The following is a 20,505-nucleotide window of genomic DNA, read 5'->3' as shown; positions in this document are numbered from 1 at the left end:
TAAAATTAGAATTATTTATTGAATGTGCACTATCGTTACGCACCTCCATAACAGTTCTCCTAGCGATCATTAACCGCTAGGGAATTGTTACGTGGACGATCACATTTGATGCGATTCTTCATTGCTCCTATACAGTGAATCGGAACGGTGTTGTTAAGACAAAAAGAACCGTATCCTCTGAATGGGATACGGTTTCTCTATAGTGCTTGTTAAGTTGATCAATGATGGATTGGTCAAAATACATCGTCAATTGTAAGTGGTCTTTAGTATCTGGCGTAAAGGTAATCTTTTGAATAAACGTTCTGTATAGCTGTTTTATCTGCTGTTTTTCTTGATTGCTTACTAGTTTATCAATGCCAATAACAATGTCAGTCACGTTACCTACCTCTATTTTCTTGCCTTGATAACTTAAAATGCTTAAGAGTTCATTTTCTCGAATCTGTTTTTCTCGTCGTAATGTATGCTTTTTTTCTAAACGTTCTTTTAATGAGTCTAACAATTCCGGGTCTTCTTCTAACAATAACGTCAATTTCTCAATTTTGGCAGTTATTTCTTTTTTTTCGGTCTGTATAACCTTTAGCTCTTGCGACAATGGGAGGCGCTGCTCCTCCATTTCCTGATTAAGTGCTTGAATGACTTCTTTTATGATTTGTGGATGTTGAACGATTTCCTTCAGCCTTGCAGCCACAAACTGTTCCGCTTGGTCTGCTCGGATTGAGTTCGCATGACATACACTTGCTCCTTTATTTCGAAATTGAGAACAGGAATAATACCGAATACGTTTTTTGGTCCCATCCTTTAGTGTATTGGTCACATTACTTGCTGCCATTGGTGCTCCACATTCTGGACATCGAAGCAATCCTGTCAATACATTTTCACCTGCATGATTCCAATTGGGGTGTCTGCTCTCCAAGTCTAAACGCTCCTGAACCGCCTGATAGGTATGTTCATCAATAATTGGTTCATGGTCTCCTTTTACAATAATCGGGTGGAGATTTTTCCCCTTTCTTCGTTTCGTATCCCAATCAACGTAACGGGCATATTCTAAGTACCCAGCATAGATTTTATTATGCAAAATATCTTTAATGGCAGTGGTTGAAAAAGAATTGCCTTTCACTGTTTGATAGCCTCTTTTATTTAATTCATTCGCAATTGAACGATACCCTTGCCCACTCAAGTATTTTGAATAAATCAACTGAACTAGTTCCGCTTCTTTGGGTTCAATGAGTAATTGTTTTTTTCCATCATTATCAACACCACTAACATAACCAAGCCTTCGTCCCCCTGCATAGCGCTTTTGATCTCGTACCAATGAGGTCATGGCCATTTGAACATTTTCTGAAATCTGATTTCGTTCAAATTCACTAAAGCTGCCAAGAAGCTGCAACATCAACTTCCCACTAGAGGTCGTTACGTCAAATTGTTCTGAGATAGAGTACAAACCGGCATTGTGTTCTAAAAGCACGTCTACTGTTTTTAAAATATCCAACATATTTCGTCCAAGTCGGCTTAGTTTCCAAATGACTAACAGATCAAATTTTTCTGCTTGTACATCCGCCATCATTCGTTGATACGCCAAACGGTTCTTTGTGCTTTTACCACTTTCCCCTTCATCCGCATAAACCTCTGTTACCTCATAGCCTATTCGTTTAGCATAATCCCGTCCATTTTGTTCCTGTGCTTGAATACTATACCCCTCTTGCGCTTGTTCGGTCGTACTGACACGCAAATACAAGGCCAGACGGTTTTTCTTAATTGGTTTTTCCATTCTGATTTCTTCCTTCCCACTGTAAAATATTTTGATTGATATTTTTTAAGTAAATTTCAGTGATGTTTTTCTTCTTTGTTAATCGAATTTCTTTTAGTTGAACCCATAATACGTCTTTTATGGGCTGTTGCGTTAGCTGTAGTAATACTGCCAATCTCTGTTGGCAAATGACTTCGGATAGCTTTGGATGTGGATCTTGTGCGTTATTCTTATTCAATTGTTTCAGTTGCTTTTTAAACTCATTGGTAGATAGTTGATCTTTCTCAAAAGCTTCGAATAAGTTCGTTCGTTGTTGGTCAATTTTTTTCTTGTATTGTTGGTTGTTACGTTGAATGCTCATTAACTCTTCTTGAACCGCTGTTGTTAGCCCATCTAACAATTCTTTCTTGCTTAAAAACACTTTTATATGCTTCATGACTTGAGATTCTATCTTAGACGCAGAAACAGTTACTCCTTCACATTGCCGATTCGCACAATGATAATAATGGTGTTCTTTGCCTGTTTGTTTATTGCTTACCTTTTTCGGACTAAGAAACCAACCACAATAAGGACAACTAATTTTCTGTCGTAAAGGATACACTCGTCCATTCTTTTTCTTACAATGTCGTTGTTCCCGTATTTCTTGTACTTTATGAAACAATGATTCAGAAATAATCGGTTGGAAATTTCCATAATAACCGCCTAAATTACCGCCTTTGATCCACCCATAATAAAGAGAATTCCCTAAAATAACAGGAATACGATGGATAGCTAACGGCTTCCCTTTGTACAGATAGCCTTCTTTGCTTAACTGTTTCACAAGACTCTTATAGCCATATTTTTCAGTCGCGTATAACTCAAATATCCGTTTGATCATTGGCGCTGTCTCTGGATTTTTACTGACGTCTCCATTTTCTAATACGTAACCTATTGGAACAGACGAACCTAAATATTGCTTCTTTGTCTTTTTATAAGCTAATGTTGCATTTACATTCTCAATGGTCACGTTCCGCTGCATTTCCCCTAAAATCCCTAATACTTGTACAAACATTTTTTGTGTGGCAATACTCGTTCCTACGCCATTTGGCAAAGGTTCTGTAACTGAATGAACTTGAACATGATGATGCTCACAAAATTCAAGAAACTCTAAAAGATTTTTTGTATTTCTTGCGATTCGATCGTACCGCCAAACATAGAGAATTCCTACTGAATTATTTTGTACAATCGTTTCTTTTAATCGCAGAAAATCTGGTCTGTTTTCTGTCCCACCTGAAAATCCTTTATCGACGTAGGCAAAGGGGATACTATCTTCCTGTTTAGACGCATACGTTTCAATTTTTGTTAATTGCGCATCAACACTGATCTTTTTTCCATCATCAACAGAAGTTCGAGCATACGAATAAACGTTCACCATAATCACTCCTTAATAAGAAAGCATACCGGATTTTGAAGGCATGCCTTCTCATAGTTAAAAATTTATTGGTTCGTATCTGTTTCGTCTAATGTGGGCTCATGGTGATAAATATAGGGTAATAAAGAACAAGCTAATTGCTTGGAAAAAATGGTCAGATTATCATTCATGCTTCTTGCCTCCTTGTTTTTCTTCTGATTTAATGGTCAGCTTTTTTTAACTGTACCACTTGTGAAATTTCAGTTCTTCTACGAAAAATACTTGTTGATGTGAAATGCTGTCGTAGACTGATCGAGCACTAATTAACGCTTGTTTATGCAATAAAACTTTCTTTAGCTGGTTAAACAATTGCCTTAACTTCTCATCTTCAAAGTAGTCAAAACCATTTTCTGAAGAACTCGCATACTGTTGCCACGTTTGGTAGATTTTCTTTGGTAACAATTCCCCTAAACGATTCAGCGCAGGAACCTTTGAGGCATTCAAGGCCTCTTTGAAACACCCAAATACTCCGTCTTCTTTGTGATTAACTTCAATTACATGATCAATAAGATAATCACCTGGAGCACCTGAAGGGTCTGTTACTGCTAATGTAAGAACGATCAAGGACACGATTTGCCCAATTCTATTTCTCCCTTTAACAAAATCTACATTTGTAATTTCACTGTAATATGCGAAATGATTGATTCCACTAGTTCCTTGTATATCAATAAATATATCTCGATTATAAAATACTGCTTCTTCATTTCTATTCTTCATCTAAAATTCCTTCTTTCTCTTCTTTTAATTGTTATTTTTATTCCATGCTAATTTGTGAGGTCGTACAGAATTTGCCCCTTATTTCTAACTCTGATTTCTTTTCGAAACCGTTTGTATTCTTAAAAATTCAATTCATCATCTGTTAGCGGTAATTCTACTGCTTTGAGTAGGTCTCTTGTAGTAAAAATTTGCGTGCCATAATTCCATACACAAAAATTGTATAGTTGTTGCGTTTTTTATAGTTTTTTCATTGGTCAGTTATCTCCTTTTCTTAGACTGGAGCTTACTAGTAAAACGAGTAGCTCCAGATTCTTTTTTATGGCTTTAGTCTTACTAAAATTCTAAATCAACGTCATCAACTTCCAGTCGGTCAGTCATCGGTTGTTCAACAGTCTGATTAGGCGTTTCTACTTGCTCCTCCTCACAATGAGTCTCTGGTGCTTGTGTCGCTCCTCTCGGTAAAGAATAGCTAAAATAAGGACTATACTCTAAATCTAAGTGTAATTCATAGGTTGAAAGCCGTTTATTTTTCACGCTAATCCTTTTTTGACTTCTATCCCCTTCTTTAAAAACGACTTTTTTTTCAATCAACTCTTTAATCACCCGTTTTGGGTTTTCGACTTTTGCCAACACTTTTACAATTTCTTCAAATTTATTTTTCAAGATATTTACTTGGACAAATTCTGACTTCAGTTGGGTATAGCCATATGGGTTTAGGGTTGTCTTTTTTGTATTCGAAAATTGTACAAAATGATGTCCATTAGATACAGCCCATTCCAACACTTTTTCTTCAATACTTTGCTCTTCAAGTTCTTGGTTCTCGATAGCACTTTTTTCGATAGCTATTAATTCATCTTTGATAAAATCATAACGTAATGGGATGTCGAGCAACTTAATAACCATCTGAGCTGCTGTGGTAATTAAGGCATAGTTATTGGCTACTCTCCCTTTGACTGCACTTTCGGGTAGTTCTTGTAATATCAGCGCTTTCTCTTGTTCAAATACATCAATAATAAGCTCATGCCCTTCTCTAAATAGCTGTTCAATAAATTTATTGGCGGCTTGACCATGATTGTACGTTGATACTTCTTTGATCCGTTCGGCTGATGTGGCGTTTTTGGTCCAAATTTTTCCATGAAAGTCTATTAGTCTAGGCCGAATGCCTGTTTCATTTTTCATAAAAACCGAAAGCGGGTTTTCCGAACTTAGGATCACTATCGTTGAAAATGTTTTTTGAGCACGTAACTTTCCCTTCTGAGTCATGCGTTTTCTATCCTTTCCTGTACTAACAATATAAACAAGCTGAGTAATATCCATAGTAGTATTGGCAGCTAATTCATCTAGTGCATAAGGGACTCCATGATTGTCCGATAGCGTTGCAATAATACTATTCAAGGTTGCGTTCATTGAATCCATTGCACTTGATGGTGAAGCGAACATCGATACTCCAAAAAGTTGAGCTGTAGATTTTCCAGTAGACGTTTTATTTGAAAGGTTAATGATTGGAGCTGTCAAATCCGGGTATTTAGTGCCTTTTAAATAGGCAAATATCACACTAGCGAACCCTACAGCTATCATCATTTCCATATAGGTACCTAACACTGCTGTTTCCACCATCTTCAGCCATGCATCATAAGAACCCACTGGTTTTAGTTTAAAGGGAACATCTGCATCTTCTGACAGGAGACTCTTTTTTTCATCATTGCCGTATGCCTCATATAAATAAAACACGGGTTCAGAGTCCGAGCGAAACTTCCAGCCCATTGTACTATGCAAATAGTTGACTAGAACTGTTTGTTTTTGTGCTATAAGAAAATCTATGACCTGTGGCTCAAAATTTGATTTTGCTTCTAAGCCAAATCGAGCCAATTTCTTCAGCATGCCAACTTGAAGAAAATCGCCTTCCACTTCCTGTTCTTCCCAGTACCCATTGCTCTTGAACTTGAGTACGTATCGAACCAATCCTGTCTCTAACGATTTATAGATACCACTAATATAAATAGCTGAAGCGATCTCTATTTTTTTACCATCTTGCTTCCAAGTCAGTCCATTATTGCTTAATAGAAATGGAAAAAAGTCATATTGTCGGCCTTTTATTAATGCATTATGATCCACGGCTTTAGGGGTAATTTTTGCTGTTTCTGGTAAAGGATATTTACTTAAAAGTTCCTCCTTAGTCAGTTCAGCATGGCTTTCATGAAGACAATTTTGTCTAAAGAAGTCACCGGATTGGATAATAGAAAAGCCGTTTGAATTATTAGTATGGTCTTTCATTGGACATTTATCGAAAATCAACAATTCTGTATTAGGTGTATCACCCGCCTTTACTTTGTAGGAAAGATGATGAGAATCCGCCCAAAGTTTGCCATCTCCTTTTATCCATCCACCTTTTGTTTCCGCTATGTTTTTGGATTCCTTTTTTGTGGAAATAGTGTCTTTCTTTGCTAAAACAGAAGTTACCCATTTATACAATTGTGAAAGATCATTTGGTTGCTCGCTTTCGCAAATTTCCTCAATGTAACTTTGACGGTGAGGCGTCACTTCAGAAGCTTCTCCTTTTGTCGCCATACAGCCATACACCTTTGTTACCCTTGGAGGGTCAAAAGTGACTTGGTCCACTTTAGCTAGTTTGGTATTGTAGGTAAATCCAAAAACTTCTAGTAGCTGTTTAGGAAATTCTTTAGGATAGCTGTCGAAATCTCCTTCAAGAACCAAATGCTTGCCATTACCAGAATATGCACGGAGGTAGTTTTTAATACCGAAGCTCTGTAAAAGTTTAACAATGTTCTTCATTACCTCATCGGCAGCAACTAGCATTTGCTTGTCTGCGCTCGTCCCCTTTGGACGCTCGGTGTCAACGTCTATAAGCAGATGTTGAAAAATTTCGATATCGTTTGCACCAACCGATGACTTTATAACAGACTCCTCTTTGATTGGATTCATTGTTGTGTGAATCGTTTGATTCCAAAGTTTATTGCTTACTATCCAGTCATACATTTTTTGCTGATCACTTTCTTCAATAGGTAGAACGATTGTTTTCGTTGGTTTCACACTAAAACAGCGCAAATTCAAATGTGTAACGCCCTTCTCACGAAAGTAGTTCGCAGTCTTTTTCATCTCTGGCCAAAGTCTTTCGTCAAATACTTCTTTTGTAACTTCTTCGTTTGCGTTTGTTAATACAATTTTTTCTTTTTTTAGCATTGTTTTTTCCTCCAATAAGTTAATATTGGATTCACCGGTAAATCCTTTTGTTTTGTTTGTTGTAATTACATTCTTATCTTACGATGATTTCGAGAAAGAAAAAACGTGGTAAAAAAGCAGCAACTTTCGCTAAAAATTACCCCTTTTCTACTAAAAAAACTGTACTATGAGTATTCATTCTCTGAATTTTATGATAAAGGCAACAAAAAAAGAGACAGTAAAATTCTGTCTCTTCTCTATTTAATAATTTTTAAAACCAATAGTCCTCTCCATATTTACTATTATCCGAACAAGTTAATAAAAGCGAGAGTCGCCCATAACCAGATGTTAAATAGTGATTTACGCCATAAATAGTTTGTCTAAATTCATGTTGTTCAGTAAAGTAGCGCTCAGACAATATTTCCATCCCAGGGAAAAATACTTCTGCAACTATAGTATCCAACAGAACAAATAACTCATACTGGTCAATTGATTGAAGACTTATTTTTTCGTCTGTAATGAACTCTTTTATAATTAGATAGTCACGTAGCCACCACTTTGTATCTCTATTAAATAAAACAGTATAGGTTTCAGGGACTGCTTTACCTGTTTCATCCGTAAAATATGGATTCCTCGGGGTAAACTTTTCAGCATCAGTACTTCTTATTGCATCAATAAAAGGCTTGTACACCTCAAATTCATAGAAAGAAGAACCATTTGTATAAGTATCCTTCATAAATTTTTTCAATACCTCTTCATCCGTACACTTGTCTAGTTTCTCTTGTTTTTTGTATAACTCAAGTCGTTCGTTAAGATTATTTTGAAATAGTTCTACCATTAACTTATAAAATTCTTCATTATATGCACTGAGGAAAAGTACCTGCATGCCCATATAGCAGTATATGTAGTTCACTCCGTATTGTGTAACAAGTGATGTATATTCTGAATTAATTTGTTTGGTTTTCGTTCTTATGCCTGAAACCAATTCTTTGGCACTCTCCATAGATGAGAGAGAAAATTTTTTCAATTGCTTTTTATAACGCTTCGGACCTTTTGGAAAGTTTTGAAAAATGAAAATGATTAGTAAGTTCTCTAGCGGATTTAGGTCATTTTCTTTGTGGGCTATAGAGATCCCCTCACTATCAAATTTCGTTTTTACCGCCAGTTTCTTTTTTATCCATTTTTGATATCCCAATTCTTCATCACATTCAACATTCTCAGTGATTTTTTGGAAATTTGGTAACAGGCTGTTAATTGCTTTTCCATAGTCTTCTTTCAGTCTGTTTATACTAAGTAACAGTAAATTAATGCTTTGTACATACGTTTCTTTTGGTTTTTTTTGTTTAATTTTTTGCTCGTATGTTCCTTCTAAAAACAATGGGTTTAATGTTCTGTTTTCATAATCATAGATGTTCATTTTTTATCACCTCACTACTATAATAATATATTTCAATTGTCTTTAGTAGTTAATTTTATTTGTTGGGAAATTTGGGAATACCCAAAATATCCTTTTGCTATGTAGTTTTTTCAAGTAATTTTACGACAAAAAGAATCCCACATTCCCAATTTATTTTTGGGAATATGGGATTTAGAAGCTGTTCATTTTTCTTGTCTATTCAATGCTTTAGTTCTATTCCCAAAAATCCCAAGTTTTTCGAACAACACTACACTGTTACTTTAAGAAGCCCTCATACAGATTTTTACCTTGCCCTACCTTTGTTCCTCTTTGAGTAATCTCTTTATCCGTTAAGACACACATAATTTGATACCAACCACCTAAATCACTAAACACTTGTGAATACGGATCACTTCCCATTTTCTCTCGGTCATAAATAGATTGAGCTGGATTTTGTTCTTTATAGGGAAGACTGCTTGTATCATACGCAATACCTAAATAACGAGCGTCCTCTTTTACAACCTCTTCTCTATCCACCAGTTTTTGTTTTATTGTTTTTAAGGTATCTGTAATTTGTTGTTCCGTAAATGACTCGCATTGCTCATCTGCTTCTATCACTAAACGGAAATAATGGTCTATGTCTAGCTGGTTCAATAAACGAAACGCTGCCTGATTTAACGCAATGACTTGTTCTTGGTAGCCTTCTACTTCCCCTTTTTCATATACCTCTGTGTACAAACTAAAATAATCATCATCCATTACTAACCCATATAAATAATCTAGGTTAAACGCAAAATAATACTCCCCTGTTTTTGTTTGATTATTCGGAAAGCTCATTTCGTACTTTTCTTGTAAAAATTGTTGAATATCTTCTAACGTTTTCAGCTCTGTTACTTGCTTTGTTGTGGGATTTCCTTCATAACCAAGTCCGTATGCTTTTTTATATTTCCGCTCTATTCGATCTTCTAATGCGGATTGGCGACTACTATCCACCTCAAAATAAGAAGCATCTTTTGATTGATTTACTTCTGGAGCATCTTCCTTTCGTTGTTTTTCTTGACTCGATATTGAAGAAGAAGCTTGCGTTTCATTTACTTTTTTTTCTTCTTTTGATTGTGTAGAACAAGCGGCTAAGCTAACCATACAGCCTAAAATGATGAATCCCTTAACCCAATTTTTCATATGTATCCCTCCTAATAAAGTGAAAGACGAGAAACATTTGAATGTCTGCTCGTCCTTTTATTTTGTTTACTTAGACCAGAAAAACGTCCATTCATCTAGTGTTTCACCATTATTTACACGTTGTCCTAGTTGATAGGCATCTACGGCACCAACAATTATAACAATCAACCCAAGTAAAGGAAGAAGTATGGTCACTAGTATCGCAGCCACAATCATCACAATGCCTTTTGTTTTCTGGTTATACCATAATAGGGACGGCAATCCTGGAATAAAGAATCCTAAAATAGCTGCTAATATAACATTCACTGAACCTGTCCCTGTACTCTCTAAACTTTTTCCTACGGATTGTCGCTTTATTTTTCGAGGATTAACACCACATCCCAGACATAATTCCTGATTGGGTTGGATCTCATTTCCACAGTTATAACAATAATGAATCACTTTCCCTTGACGCACACCACAAGACGTACAGATTTCCGCTTCTTGGCTCATTTCCTTCCCACAATTCGTACAATGCATCTGCTTACTTTCCATGTTCATTTCCTCCATTTGTTTGTGAGTGTAACCACTGCGCTATATAAGGCAATGATTCGTCCTCTAATTTATTTTCATTAACTGCTTCACTCAGAAACCGTCTGATTTGACGTTCTGAATAATCAAAAGAAATCGCTAATTGCTGGATTTCTTCTTTTGAAAATACTTTTCCTTTGTGTACTTCTTTTTCTACGTATCGCTTCACATAAGCACCATCAATTAGCTTTGTGGGAAAATTGATGGTTAATCCCTTCAAATGTTGATACAATACCAAGCAATCCTCTAAAGAAGTCAGTTGCGCAATGGTTTTATAAATCCCATTTAGGCCTTCAATCTCTTTTTCCACATGTCACACTTCCACCCTTTCTTCATAACTTAATCTATTCTTAGTGTACCGATTCTTTTTTGACATTGCCTGTACACCTGTCACTATCTTTGACAATGACATTTACACTTCTTTTGTCATTAAATTTTTCTTCCGATACTGGGCATAGCTAATATAACGCCATTCATGCCGAATTTTTGGCGCTAATGGATGTGCTGGGTGTTCTTCAGCGTCAACTAACACCTTTACTTGTTTTTTCTGCTTCGTTGAAAGTAGACCATAGAATATATCTAATTGCTTCTTAGCTAACTCATTGGTACGTAATAGTGAACCCACGCCAATAATAATCTCCGTTAATTGCTTCTCTGCTAGACACGTTTCAATCACCGCAAAGGTTTGATCGTCACTACCTCCAGTTAAAGATTGTGCTGTTCCTTTAATTTTTGTGGAGGAAAATAAATTAACCGCTAAAAATCCTGAAAATTCATGCTTACGTAGTTGTTCTTGGATCAACATCGTGGTCATATCTAATGCAAGTGGGTCAATCATCGTCGGATGAATCGTCACGATCATTGCAAGTGATCCATCACCCCACACTTTTTTTAATAAGTAGCGATGATCCCCTTCTGTATTCGACCATGATTCAGATTGAATCGTTATCTTTCGTTTTTGAATCATTTCCTTCTCCTTTTTCTATCCATGATAGTTAATTAATTCAGTGATAACTGTCGTAATGACTACACACGCTAAACGAATCCATAAACCCATTTACTCTCGCCCCTCTCTTATTGCTTCTACTATTTGCATCATACAGTGACAAATCAATTCTAAAAATTCCTCTTTGGTCATTCAGCTCCATCCTTCATTGGTAAAAGTTTGGAATAGAGTCGTGTATTATTCTTTAACAAACCTTTGATATACATGGTTTGGCTCGTAACATCAGTAAGAAAATACACAACATATTCATTGTCTTGATTATCTACATATAAATACAAATGGGTCATAACTAGTTTTGGTAATTGTTTTTTGGCTCCTTCTGGAAGAGTAACTTCGTCTAGTTCTTCCCTTTCCAATGTGACAGATTCATAGCTCCATTCCTCTTTTACTGTTACAAGATGCGTTTGTTTTTGTAAAATGTTCATTGCTTCATTTAACATGGCTTTTTTCCTTTCTATGGTATAAAAATAACCTTACGAGCTTCCCTCATAAGGCTTCATTACTTACTATCGGTTATATAGCCTTCTGCTTTCATAGACAGATATTTTCCTCCACTACCAATTATCAGATGATCCTGTAAATTGATTTGAAGTAATCGACAGGCTTTTTCTAACTTCGCAGTAAATTCAATATCCGATAATGAAGCGGTCACACTACCTGAAGGATGATTATGCCCGACACAAATAGACACACTATTTGATAGGAGCGCCATCTTTAAGATATCTCTAGGAAAAGCAAGTGATTGATTGATGGTTCCTATATGAACAACTTGAATAGCCGTTGGCTCATTTTTTACGTTTAAACCAGCGACCACCAAATGTTCTCGATCTTTTGTTTCAATAAACGGAGCGAATAACTCATAAACAGCTTGAGGACTAGTACAGGTTCTAGCGGCGTAAAAAGTTGAGGCTTCTTTTACCAGTTCAAGACTGACAATAGCTACACGTTTTCTCGGTTGGTTTGTTTTCATGTCTTTCTCCTTTTTGATTATTGTGGTTGGTTCATAGAGAAATGCCAACTAATAGTCTTCTGGTAATAACATGGTTTGATGACTACGATCATCGATCACCCATAACTTTTTAATTTGGAAATCAGGCATCTTTCCCTTTATGGTGTAGGTATGATAATCAATGAAAAATGGTTCTTCTTGTCGATGAATCACCTCAATTGCTTGGCGTTGATCATCTGAATTGAACTCAAAAATTTGTAAGTAGTCTAATTCTGTTTCAGTTTCACTTCTTTTTTTATCGATCAAATTCCAGCAATAGAGTTGGATTTCTTTTGGTACTTGTTCGTTCACTCCCTTCGTGATGTAACGATTTTCTTTGTTATCAAACATTTTATTCCCTCCTTAAAACACAAAAATAGACCAACCACCATTTAAGATGATTGATCTTCATAGATATAATATATAATTATTTTTGAGCTAGATACACTAATTCACCTTCATCGTATTAATAGGTGAATCTGTCCTAGCAAGTGTCAACTGCTCAACTTCTTTCTCAGTCATTATAGAAAGTTGTTCTTCTCCAATAGTATGAAGGATATGAATGTAATCATAGACACTCTTGATGTACGTATAATCTCCTTTAGTTAGATATAAATATAAATTTTCTAAATAACTAATGGTCATGTGATACTTATAATTCTTATTTTTTGGGTTTTGCTTTTTAGCAAGCACTAAATAGTCTTGCACTTTCCCATATTCCTTACTATATAGTTTGGAGGTAATCAGATTAGTAATTAAATTATATGCAAATTGTTTCGTTACTGTATTTCGATTTTCTTCATCTTTTATTGGAATCGCTCTTCTTATTAATAGTTCAGCTTGTTGCTCTTCTAAAAGAAAAATAATATTTGACATCAATGTATAATCATATTGAACATAGTATGATTTTTTGCTTAAATAAGTAAAACTATCATTTAATCCTTCTTTTGTCACTTGCTCAACTTCTGACCAGTGATTTGAAAAGAACACCTTAATCGCAATAAAATTGGAACGTTCCTTTAATGATTGATTTTCTATATTTTTCAATTGATTATAGTAGTGAAGTAATTCTTTCTTTTTACTTTGATTCGTAAGATGAGTAGCGCAATATTCAAATAATTGTCTAAACTTTTTTTGATCATCGTCCAATGAAGAATGACAGATAAACTCTTCTGGTGAAATAGAAAGCTTATTAAGAATTGCTGTTAGTTCAGACATCTTTATTTCTCGTTTACCGCTTTCAATTCTAGAATAAGCGGAAGTATCATGATAAGGTAATACTTCTTTTTGTGTAAACTTCATATTTTGTCTAAAAAAGAGCAATGTTTCATTTACATTCATAAGATATACTCCTTTTTTGTAAAATTATACCACATATCAATCTATTTTATACTTAAAGTTTAAATACCGTTTATAATCAAATTAAATTCTGTTATGATAAAGGTAGTAACAGAATTTAAGATAGGAGAGATCAGTATGTCTATTTTATTATTGGCTGTAGTAGTTCCATTTGTTATCATCGTAGCACCATAGATAGATGATTAAAACAATAGAAACGTGAAGAAACACCTATATTGCTACATAGGATTACTTCACGTTTTGTACTTTACAATAGGATACTATTCACCTAAATAAAATCAACTTTCTGTAAGTTTTCTTCTATTACAATTTGTCCACATTTCCATTATAGGAGCCATCACAAATTATTAAAACAGAAACAACTACTCAATAAAAGATCAACTATTTTACACTTAAATCTCCAAAAGAGGTTATCACCTTATCTGTCACAGATAAATCTTGAGGCGGATAATCAGGATTTTGAAAACCGATAACTGTCATCTCTGCCCTACTTGCTGATAAAGCACCATTTTTGGTATCTTCAAAAGCCAAACATCTTTGTGAAGGAACTTTTAATTGTCTAGCTGCTTCTAAAAAACATCTGGCGCAGGTTTTGAATGGGCGACTTCTTCTCCGCTAACTACCACATCAAAATACTGAATAATCCCAATTGCATCTAAAGAGTTTAAAATTTCTTTTTTAGGCGAATAACTCGTAAACAGCTTGAGGGCTAGTACAGGTTCTAGCGGCATAAAAAGGGGAGACTTCTTTCACCAGTTCAAGACTGACGATAGCTACACGTTTTCTCGGTTGATTTGTTTTCATGTTTTTCTCCTTTTTGATTGTTGTAGTTGGTTCTTAGAAAAATGCCAATTAATAGTATTCTGGTAATAACATAATTTGATGACTACGATCATCGATCACCCATAATTTTTAATTTGGAAATCAACTATCTTTCCCTTTATGGTGTAAGTATGATAATCAATGAAAAATGGTTGCTCTTGTCGATGAATCACTTCAATTGCTTGGCGTTGCTTATCTGGATTGAACTCAAAGATTTATGAGTAGTCTAATTCTGTTTCAGCTTTACTTCTTTTTTTATCGATCAAATTCCAGCAATAGAGTTGGATTTCTTTTGGTACGTGATCGTTCACTCCCTTCGTGATGTATCGATTTTCTTTGTTATCAAACATTTCCTTTCCTCCTTGGAACACAAAATAGACCAACCACCGATTAAGATGATTGATCTTCATAAATATAATATATAGTTATCTATCTCTTTACTACCCAGTAACTACTTGCATTATTACTAGCTTATTTAATAGATAAATTCAGATTTAGTACTTTGTATAACTAGCACAGGCTACTCTTTATTCGTTATTGGCAACCTGATTAGTGAGCTTATTTCTTACTAGTCAAGGCTCTATTTTCTCGATTCCCGTCGAGTGGTAGAGTGCCTTTTTTTATTTTGTTGTTATTATCTCGTCAATAGTTACTTCTTGATCGGTTTTTAAATCATAAAATCCAATATGAACATCATTCTCATATAACCAACACAAATCAGTACCATACGGGGCACTAAAAATTTCTAGCATTGCTGAGGATATCTTAAATATAGAATCTGCATTTAAAATCGTAAAATTATGAGATTCATTAACATAAGCCTCGTCATCCATAGTTGAATATAGTGTCCAACCATTTAAACTATTAATTTCGGATTTTTCTCTAAAAGAATATTTTATTGGATTTCCCTTACAGATATTATTGGATACCACAAACCCACCGAAATCAGAATTATTTATTTTCACTTTCAAATTCCTCCACAATTTTTACAAAATCATTTCTCCATGAATACTCTTGAGCATAATCCAAACAAGATTTCCCAAAGCTATCCTTTAACTCAAAATTAGAGCCTGCCTCTAACAACATCCAGTATAGAGGTTTATTTTCATCTGTTGACAATTTATTAATCGTAATTGAATATTTTAATGGTATTGCTTTGTATTTGTCTAATCCATTAATATCAATTCCATTATCTATTAGTACCTTACTAATTTCAACCATATAATCAATACTTGGTCTCAAATTGCAAAAATAAAGCATGTGCAATGCGTTTCGTTGATATTTACTTGTTGTATAATTAATATTTATGCCTTCATCAATTAAGAACTGAATTATCTTAATTTTTTCTGATTCATTATTCATGTTAGTCATTGCCATACACAGTAAATTCAAATCTAACTCATTGTTGACTTCGTTAATATCTCCCTTGTACATTTTTTTTACATCATCTAAACTACCATCTCTGACAGCATCAAATATTGTTGTCATTTTCATCTTATCGGCTCCTTTTTATTCATACTGATGGCTTCTATTTGCAGAGGGCGTCTCTAACCTAAAATTATCTGAATTAAATTGAAATTCTTTCAATTCGTCTAAAGTAATTTCTCCATTTTTGTATTTTTCAAACATATTTTTATAAGAATTTCCTTCTGTATGTCCAAAATCTACTTTATTTTTTCTAGTATCCCCTGGTTTCCAATCAATAGTTTCACCTGTATTAGGATCTCTTAAAATACCATCTGGATCTACTTGATTATTATATACATCTTTTTCGAATTGTATTTTTTTCTCCCCTGAAAGTTGTGGGCGTCCGTTTGGTTTTCCATTTTTGATGTATGGACCGTTCTCAATAGGCTGTTTAATCTTTTCAGCCCCACTGGCTTTCTGATAAGATTTATTTCCATTACTCTTATTTTTATCTAGCGTATAATTCTTTCCGTTCTTACTTCCTTGAATAACTGTATTCTTATTAGGTAGGTTATTTTTGGGAGTAGATATCTTCACAACCCCTTTGACCATCACACCCATTGTGATTAACCCATTTGCTAATAACGAAGCTTTCCTTAATTTTTCGGCTGTTGTTAATTTTTTCCCCGTCACACTATCAATCCCTGTTGAAAGTTCTTTTATCAATGTCGCATTTTGTTCATAGAATAACTCGTCCATTCCTTTTCCACGATCCCCTTGAACAAATCCTAGACCATGTTTTGCAATCATTCGACTTAACCATTCATTATACGCCAAACTTACAGTGATGTCTTCTGCCGTGGCTGTTGTTTTCCCTTTTTCTACCCATAGCCATATTTTTCCATACCCTAAATCAATTAATTTATATTCTCGATTTCCTACATCGGGTTGCTTCTCTCCAGCGATCCCATTTAAATCACTTGCTTTTTTCAATTGATTGAACCAACTTTTATCGACTCCTTCTGGCAAAGAGTATGATCCGTCACTATTCACAATTGTATTCTCTAAAATCAAACAATTTTGCATGGCCACTTTCATGTCATTCAAACTATTACTGAACAAGCCGTTTGTTTGGGAAGAAAAGGTATGCAGTTTCTCTAATTTCTTTTCGAGTTCTCGTATATCATCTTCAAAATCATTCGACATACGAGCCAAATTGGATTGAACGTTTAATAAAGCATCCAATACTTTTGCTACAGGATTATTTCGGGACAGTGCTCTAGCTAATGCTGCCGACGCATCAGCAGACGCTTTCATCGCTTTTTTCGTAGCTATTTGTTGCATTAATTTGTCTTCGTCCAATGTCCCTTCACCTGAAACCAACGCATCGGCGGAGCTGTAAGTCTGTAATTCACTTTCAATACTATCTATTGCAGAAGTTACTTTACTAATGGTGGGTACAATTAAATCGCTAAATAAACCTTTACCAGCCGTGTAAGCTGCACCAGATAATGTTTTACCGTCTACGGCAGCTATCACCTTTTGACTCCCGGATTTTAATTGTTCGGAAGCTTCCTTCCCACTTTGAAGGTTTTTCTGTAAGGCAGAAATTAATTGTGAAGAATCTGAGCTAGAATAAATTAATCCCAAGGAATTTCACCTCTCTTTTTATACAATTCTTCGGTTTCTTTATCAAGTATTTTTCGTTGTTCAGAATAACAATTAGTCAAATTTTCTTCTGCTTCACGCAATTGACGGGCGAAAAAAACTTCTTGTTCTTCATTTCTTCGTTGAATACGAATTCCTTCAATATTCCCTTCATGAACAACCTCTTCATTTAACATAGCTAACGTACGATAACCACGATGTAATTCTTCTTGTAAATCTAAGAGGCTCATTTCGATCTTCTTCTGATCTTGTTTCAACTCATCCATGCTTGTTTCTTTTTCTGTAATGAAACGTCCATACTTGGCTCGTTCTACATCATTTTTATTCTCCATGAATTAGCTCCTTAAAATTTAATTTTGCTGTCTTCAATTGCCATAATCTCAGCAATTTTAGGGAACTTTTGACTTTGTTCTTTCACGCAATCGATTAACTGAGCTAAATCTGACAATAATTGATTATTGACTTCCGTTCCCTGTTTCATACTGGAAACGTTACTTTTCCCTAGTGTTACTTGTGTACCTTTATTGACAGATACGGATTTAATACCAGATACTGCACCTGTAGCAGCACCTATATCTGAAGCTATATGACTCATAAAAGAATCAACCCCTTCTTTTCCAATAAGTATAGTTTAACAAAATAAAGATAAACATTACAGGTCATTTAGTAAAAATAAATGATTTCCCCTTGATTATTTTTAAAAGTCGGCTGTGTATAGGTAATGTTAAGTGCCTGTTACGTAAAAAAATCAAACGTATTATCTTGTTTTAACTGATAATACGTTTGATTTTTTTATTTAAGTGCTTTGTTTTTACTTACAATAACAATGGTGTCAGCCAAAATCTCAATTCACTTTATTCAGTTGGCATCATTTATAGATAATAGAAATGTTCTACTCGTAGAAAATGGCTCTTTTGCTTTAGCAATGAGTTTATCGTTCATATAGTATCACCCTTAGATACTTCTTTATTACAATAAAAATACCATCATTTATGATACGGTTCTGCGTATCGGAAGTGAATGATATTTGGTGAACTTTAGGATAACAAAGAGCTCTACGAATATAGACAATGATAATATATCACTTTTTTCAACTTACTATAACATAGTTACTTTTCAAGCCACATTAAAATTGCACTCCACAATATTTTTCTCACATTAAGATTATTCCATCATTAAACTCATTTAAAGAGTTTAATATAACCCTGTAATCCTTCAATAAGAGGTATATACATTTTTACTAACCATGTTTTATATTCTTTTCTCACTAATTTGTAAATCATATCATCTCTTTTTTGAATTATTTGCAGTTCAGATTGATATATTTGGATGATTTCTTTTAGGTCTTTTTCTGTTTGTTCAGTATTTTCAATCTTTTTGCTTACAGTATTAAATCTTTTTATTTCTATCTTGTTTTTCCCTATTATTATAGTAAAAACCTTTTTCATAGTACCGACCTCCCCTTCATTTTAACAATCAATATTTGAGTTTCACATCAAAAAAGACCCTACCAAAATCTGGTATGGTCTTCTTGTTTTCTAATTTTTGTGTTTAACAGGTAAATGGTAATGAAACCACTATTTTCTTTCTATTAACAATATTACCGATTGTCTCATTCAATATATCTCTGAGGTAAAGAAGCTCCTCATTTAACTGATATATTCCCATCGCTTTATTTCTCTTATTTGCTTCATTCAAGTACTCTTTAAAATTATCTGTATCCTTTAATAGAGGCATCTCATTAAAAAAGAGTTCTACAACTTTTTCTCTCTTGACTTTAGAGAAATTAGGTATTGGAATTTTACAGAGCTGACTAGCATACAGAATTGGCACAGTCCCCATTATTCTTCTTGAATATACCAATTCTTTTGCAACAGAGCTAGTTAAAAAAAGCAATATAAATATTTGAGTCTCCCTATCTTCAGAATGTCTAATTATCAAAGTATTCTGATTGGTATAAACTTTTTTCCCCGCATCACTAATGAACACACCATTATCCACATATCTAATCCCTGAAATAACAACATCATCTTTTTTTAAAGAAACACCGTCGTTTGTATGAATATAAGTTTGATAATGCAACAATCTTCCTTTCATATTTTTAGGAGTTAGCCATAAATAATTTCCTGGTAGACTTTCTTCACTGAAAATCCTATCCTTTGGTGTCCTTCCAGGAGATATATTTTCAGAATCAAGATAGAAAAATCCATCTGAATATTGTTTAATGTTATGTTCAATCAACTTATAGTCTCTTGAAAAGACATGTGAGTCTAAACGATTATCAATTAGAAATTGTGTTTTAGTCGGATATGAGTAATTCAGTTTGAATTGATCAGAATCCTTATTAAGCTCTTCACTAAAAAAAGCATCAATTTGTTCATTTTTTTCCTTAATCTCAATTTCCTTTTGAATAATACTTTCCATGAGTAGCTCAACATATTGCTTTATTAAATTTGGATCTTTATAATTCTCTTTATTTGGAAATACTATTTTTTGATTCTCAATGATATCTTTTCTGAAATTATCAACACCCTTAATTGAACCTGAAACGTTTAACGCAGTTTTTGAAAAAGATGATTTCAAAAAAGCAAATACATAAAACTTATCTTCCATTTTTAAATCTAGTTTCAATAGATGACTATTATAAAAGGCAGGCTTTTCATCATAATAGAAGCATACATTCCCTACATTGCTAGCAGTCTGGTATAGTATATCACCTTTTCTTACTTGCTTATCCAAATTGACACTCTTAATATTTTTAACTTCATTTGTTAGAAATATCACTGCTGAATCATCATCCAAGTCAGAGATTCGGAGAAATTTATATGATGATTCTTCTACATAATTCTCACTTCCAGGTTCAAAACCTTTTTCCATGGTAGTGATCAAATCAATCATAGCAATACCTTCAGATTCACTACTATTTGACATTGCTCTATAGTCTAATGCACTTAAGGAATAATGGTTTTTAATAATCTCTTTAATAGATATGGTTAAACTTTGATTACTCACT

The 20,505-nt window shown here is 34.3% G+C and carries 23 protein-coding genes; all 23 read right to left on the bottom strand.

Annotated features, from left to right (window positions below):
- Positions 1-127 precede the first annotated feature (127 nt).
- Entirely contained in the window at positions 128-1,768 is a 1,641-nt protein-coding gene (locus tag IGI58_RS09860; protein ID WP_429953566.1) for a recombinase family protein, read from the bottom strand.
- Positions 1,752-3,161 (bottom strand): recombinase family protein, encoded by a 1,410-nt coding sequence (locus IGI58_RS09855; RefSeq protein ID WP_429953567.1) that lies wholly within the window; start codon positions 3,159-3,161, stop codon positions 1,752-1,754. Before IGI58_RS09855 ends, IGI58_RS09860 begins: the two co-directional genes overlap by 17 nt.
- A 213-nt stretch (positions 3,162-3,374) precedes the next feature.
- Entirely contained in the window at positions 3,375-3,914 is a 540-nt protein-coding gene (locus IGI58_RS09850) for a hypothetical protein (protein WP_429953568.1), read from the bottom strand.
- A 333-nt stretch (positions 3,915-4,247) separates the two neighbouring features.
- Positions 4,248-7,115 (bottom strand): DUF927 domain-containing protein, encoded by a 2,868-nt coding sequence (locus tag IGI58_RS09845; RefSeq protein ID WP_429953569.1) that lies wholly within the window; start codon positions 7,113-7,115, stop codon positions 4,248-4,250.
- A 250-nt stretch (positions 7,116-7,365) separates the two neighbouring features.
- Complete coding sequence (locus IGI58_RS09840) at positions 7,366-8,511, bottom strand: hypothetical protein (protein WP_429953570.1); 1,146 nt, start codon at positions 8,509-8,511, stop codon at positions 7,366-7,368.
- A gap of 255 nt (positions 8,512-8,766) precedes the next feature.
- Positions 8,767-9,672 carry a hypothetical protein gene (locus IGI58_RS09835; RefSeq protein WP_429953571.1) on the bottom strand — a complete coding sequence of 302 codons (906 nt, stop codon included), beginning with the start codon at positions 9,670-9,672 and terminating at the stop codon, positions 8,767-8,769.
- Between the two features lie 66 nt (positions 9,673-9,738).
- Positions 9,739-10,206, bottom strand: coding sequence for a double zinc ribbon domain-containing protein (locus IGI58_RS09830; protein ID WP_429953572.1), 468 nt, complete (start codon positions 10,204-10,206; stop codon positions 9,739-9,741).
- Positions 10,196-10,552 (bottom strand): hypothetical protein, encoded by a 357-nt coding sequence (locus tag IGI58_RS09825; protein ID WP_429953573.1) that lies wholly within the window; start codon positions 10,550-10,552, stop codon positions 10,196-10,198. Before IGI58_RS09825 ends, IGI58_RS09830 begins: the two co-directional genes overlap by 11 nt.
- A 102-nt stretch (positions 10,553-10,654) precedes the next feature.
- The gene (locus IGI58_RS09820; protein WP_429953574.1) at positions 10,655-11,209 is read right to left on the bottom strand and encodes a DUF1643 domain-containing protein; all 555 of its coding nucleotides are present in this window, start codon (positions 11,207-11,209) and stop codon (positions 10,655-10,657) included.
- Between the two features lie 167 nt (positions 11,210-11,376).
- Positions 11,377-11,688 carry a 4'-phosphopantetheinyl transferase gene (locus tag IGI58_RS09815; protein ID WP_429953575.1) on the bottom strand — a complete coding sequence of 104 codons (312 nt, stop codon included), beginning with the start codon at positions 11,686-11,688 and terminating at the stop codon, positions 11,377-11,379.
- Positions 11,689-11,747: 59 nt separating this feature from the next.
- Positions 11,748-12,218 carry a JAB domain-containing protein gene (locus IGI58_RS09810; protein ID WP_429953576.1) on the bottom strand — a complete coding sequence of 157 codons (471 nt, stop codon included), beginning with the start codon at positions 12,216-12,218 and terminating at the stop codon, positions 11,748-11,750.
- Between the two features lie 48 nt (positions 12,219-12,266).
- A complete protein-coding gene (locus IGI58_RS09805; protein ID WP_429953577.1) occupies positions 12,267-12,587 on the bottom strand; it encodes a DUF960 family protein in 321 nt (106 codons plus the stop codon).
- 96 nt (positions 12,588-12,683) lie between these two features.
- Positions 12,684-13,577 (bottom strand): helix-turn-helix domain-containing protein, encoded by an 894-nt coding sequence (locus IGI58_RS09800; protein ID WP_429953578.1) that lies wholly within the window; start codon positions 13,575-13,577, stop codon positions 12,684-12,686.
- 587 nt (positions 13,578-14,164) lie between these two features.
- Positions 14,165-14,326: an HAD hydrolase-like protein gene (locus IGI58_RS09795; RefSeq protein WP_429953579.1), complete on the bottom strand. Its 162-nt coding sequence runs from the start codon at positions 14,324-14,326 to the stop codon at positions 14,165-14,167.
- On the bottom strand, positions 14,274-14,399 hold the full coding sequence (locus IGI58_RS09790) for a hypothetical protein (RefSeq protein ID WP_429955419.1): 126 nt from the start codon (positions 14,397-14,399) through the stop codon (positions 14,274-14,276). Before IGI58_RS09790 ends, IGI58_RS09795 begins: the two co-directional genes overlap by 53 nt.
- A 233-nt stretch (positions 14,400-14,632) precedes the next feature.
- Positions 14,633-14,767, bottom strand: a complete 135-nt coding sequence (locus tag IGI58_RS09785; RefSeq protein WP_429953580.1) for a DUF960 family protein — start codon at positions 14,765-14,767, stop codon at positions 14,633-14,635.
- Positions 14,768-15,037: 270 nt separating this feature from the next.
- Positions 15,038-15,382: an immunity protein Imm33 domain-containing protein gene (locus tag IGI58_RS09780; RefSeq protein WP_429953581.1), complete on the bottom strand. Its 345-nt coding sequence runs from the start codon at positions 15,380-15,382 to the stop codon at positions 15,038-15,040.
- On the bottom strand, positions 15,369-15,911 hold the full coding sequence (locus IGI58_RS09775; protein ID WP_429953582.1) for an ankyrin repeat domain-containing protein: 543 nt from the start codon (positions 15,909-15,911) through the stop codon (positions 15,369-15,371). Before IGI58_RS09775 ends, IGI58_RS09780 begins: the two co-directional genes overlap by 14 nt.
- Positions 15,912-15,926: 15 nt before the next feature.
- On the bottom strand, positions 15,927-17,474 hold the full coding sequence (locus IGI58_RS09770) for a GH-E family nuclease (protein WP_429953583.1): 1,548 nt from the start codon (positions 17,472-17,474) through the stop codon (positions 15,927-15,929).
- Positions 17,465-17,824 (bottom strand): hypothetical protein, encoded by a 360-nt coding sequence (locus IGI58_RS09765; RefSeq protein ID WP_429953556.1) that lies wholly within the window; start codon positions 17,822-17,824, stop codon positions 17,465-17,467. The genes IGI58_RS09770 and IGI58_RS09765 overlap by 10 nt, the downstream gene beginning before the upstream one ends.
- A gap of 11 nt (positions 17,825-17,835) precedes the next feature.
- A complete protein-coding gene (locus IGI58_RS09760) occupies positions 17,836-18,087 on the bottom strand; it encodes a hypothetical protein (protein ID WP_429953557.1) in 252 nt (83 codons plus the stop codon).
- A 586-nt stretch (positions 18,088-18,673) separates the two neighbouring features.
- Positions 18,674-18,940: a hypothetical protein gene (locus tag IGI58_RS09755; protein WP_429953584.1), complete on the bottom strand. Its 267-nt coding sequence runs from the start codon at positions 18,938-18,940 to the stop codon at positions 18,674-18,676.
- Positions 18,941-19,043: 103 nt separating this feature from the next.
- A complete protein-coding gene (locus tag IGI58_RS09750; RefSeq protein ID WP_429953585.1) occupies positions 19,044-20,504 on the bottom strand; it encodes a restriction endonuclease subunit S in 1,461 nt (486 codons plus the stop codon).
- Position 20,505: the final 1 nt, after the last annotated feature.

Source organism: Enterococcus sp. AZ020 (assembly GCF_050499205.1).
GTDB lineage: Bacteria > Bacillota > Bacilli > Lactobacillales > Enterococcaceae > Enterococcus_L > Enterococcus_L dunnyi.
This window is presented reverse-complemented; position numbering and strand designations above follow the sequence as displayed.

Excerpts from the sequence above, each read along its gene's own strand:
- IGI58_RS09860 (WP_429953566.1), bottom strand. The coding sequence starts at position 1,768 with ATGGAAAAACCAATTAAGAAAAACCGTCTGGCCTTGTATTTGCGTGTC.
- IGI58_RS09855 (WP_429953567.1), bottom strand. The coding sequence starts at position 3,161 with ATGGTGAACGTTTATTCGTATGCTCGAACTTCTGTTGATGATGGAAAA.
- IGI58_RS09850 (WP_429953568.1), bottom strand. The coding sequence starts at position 3,914 with ATGAAGAATAGAAATGAAGAAGCAGTATTTTATAATCGAGATATATTT.
- IGI58_RS09845 (WP_429953569.1), bottom strand. The coding sequence starts at position 7,115 with ATGCTAAAAAAAGAAAAAATTGTATTAACAAACGCAAACGAAGAAGTT.
- IGI58_RS09840 (WP_429953570.1), bottom strand. The coding sequence starts at position 8,511 with ATGAACATCTATGATTATGAAAACAGAACATTAAACCCATTGTTTTTA.
- IGI58_RS09835 (WP_429953571.1), bottom strand. The coding sequence starts at position 9,672 with ATGAAAAATTGGGTTAAGGGATTCATCATTTTAGGCTGTATGGTTAGC.
- IGI58_RS09830 (WP_429953572.1), bottom strand. The coding sequence starts at position 10,206 with ATGGAAAGTAAGCAGATGCATTGTACGAATTGTGGGAAGGAAATGAGC.
- IGI58_RS09820 (WP_429953574.1), bottom strand. The coding sequence starts at position 11,209 with ATGATTCAAAAACGAAAGATAACGATTCAATCTGAATCATGGTCGAAT.
- IGI58_RS09815 (WP_429953575.1), bottom strand. The coding sequence starts at position 11,688 with ATGTTAAATGAAGCAATGAACATTTTACAAAAACAAACGCATCTTGTA.
- IGI58_RS09810 (WP_429953576.1), bottom strand. The coding sequence starts at position 12,218 with ATGAAAACAAACCAACCGAGAAAACGTGTAGCTATTGTCAGTCTTGAA.
- IGI58_RS09805 (WP_429953577.1), bottom strand. The coding sequence starts at position 12,587 with ATGTTTGATAACAAAGAAAATCGTTACATCACGAAGGGAGTGAACGAA.
- IGI58_RS09800 (WP_429953578.1), bottom strand. The coding sequence starts at position 13,577 with ATGAATGTAAATGAAACATTGCTCTTTTTTAGACAAAATATGAAGTTT.
- IGI58_RS09795 (WP_429953579.1), bottom strand. The coding sequence starts at position 14,326 with ATGCCGCTAGAACCTGTACTAGCCCTCAAGCTGTTTACGAGTTATTCG.
- IGI58_RS09790 (WP_429955419.1), bottom strand. The coding sequence starts at position 14,399 with ATGAAAACAAATCAACCGAGAAAACGTGTAGCTATCGTCAGTCTTGAA.
- IGI58_RS09785 (WP_429953580.1), bottom strand. The coding sequence starts at position 14,767 with ATGTTTGATAACAAAGAAAATCGATACATCACGAAGGGAGTGAACGAT.
- IGI58_RS09775 (WP_429953582.1), bottom strand. The coding sequence starts at position 15,911 with ATGAAAATGACAACAATATTTGATGCTGTCAGAGATGGTAGTTTAGAT.
- IGI58_RS09765 (WP_429953556.1), bottom strand. The coding sequence starts at position 17,824 with ATGGAGAATAAAAATGATGTAGAACGAGCCAAGTATGGACGTTTCATT.
- IGI58_RS09760 (WP_429953557.1), bottom strand. The coding sequence starts at position 18,087 with ATGAGTCATATAGCTTCAGATATAGGTGCTGCTACAGGTGCAGTATCT.
- IGI58_RS09755 (WP_429953584.1), bottom strand. The coding sequence starts at position 18,940 with ATGAAAAAGGTTTTTACTATAATAATAGGGAAAAACAAGATAGAAATA.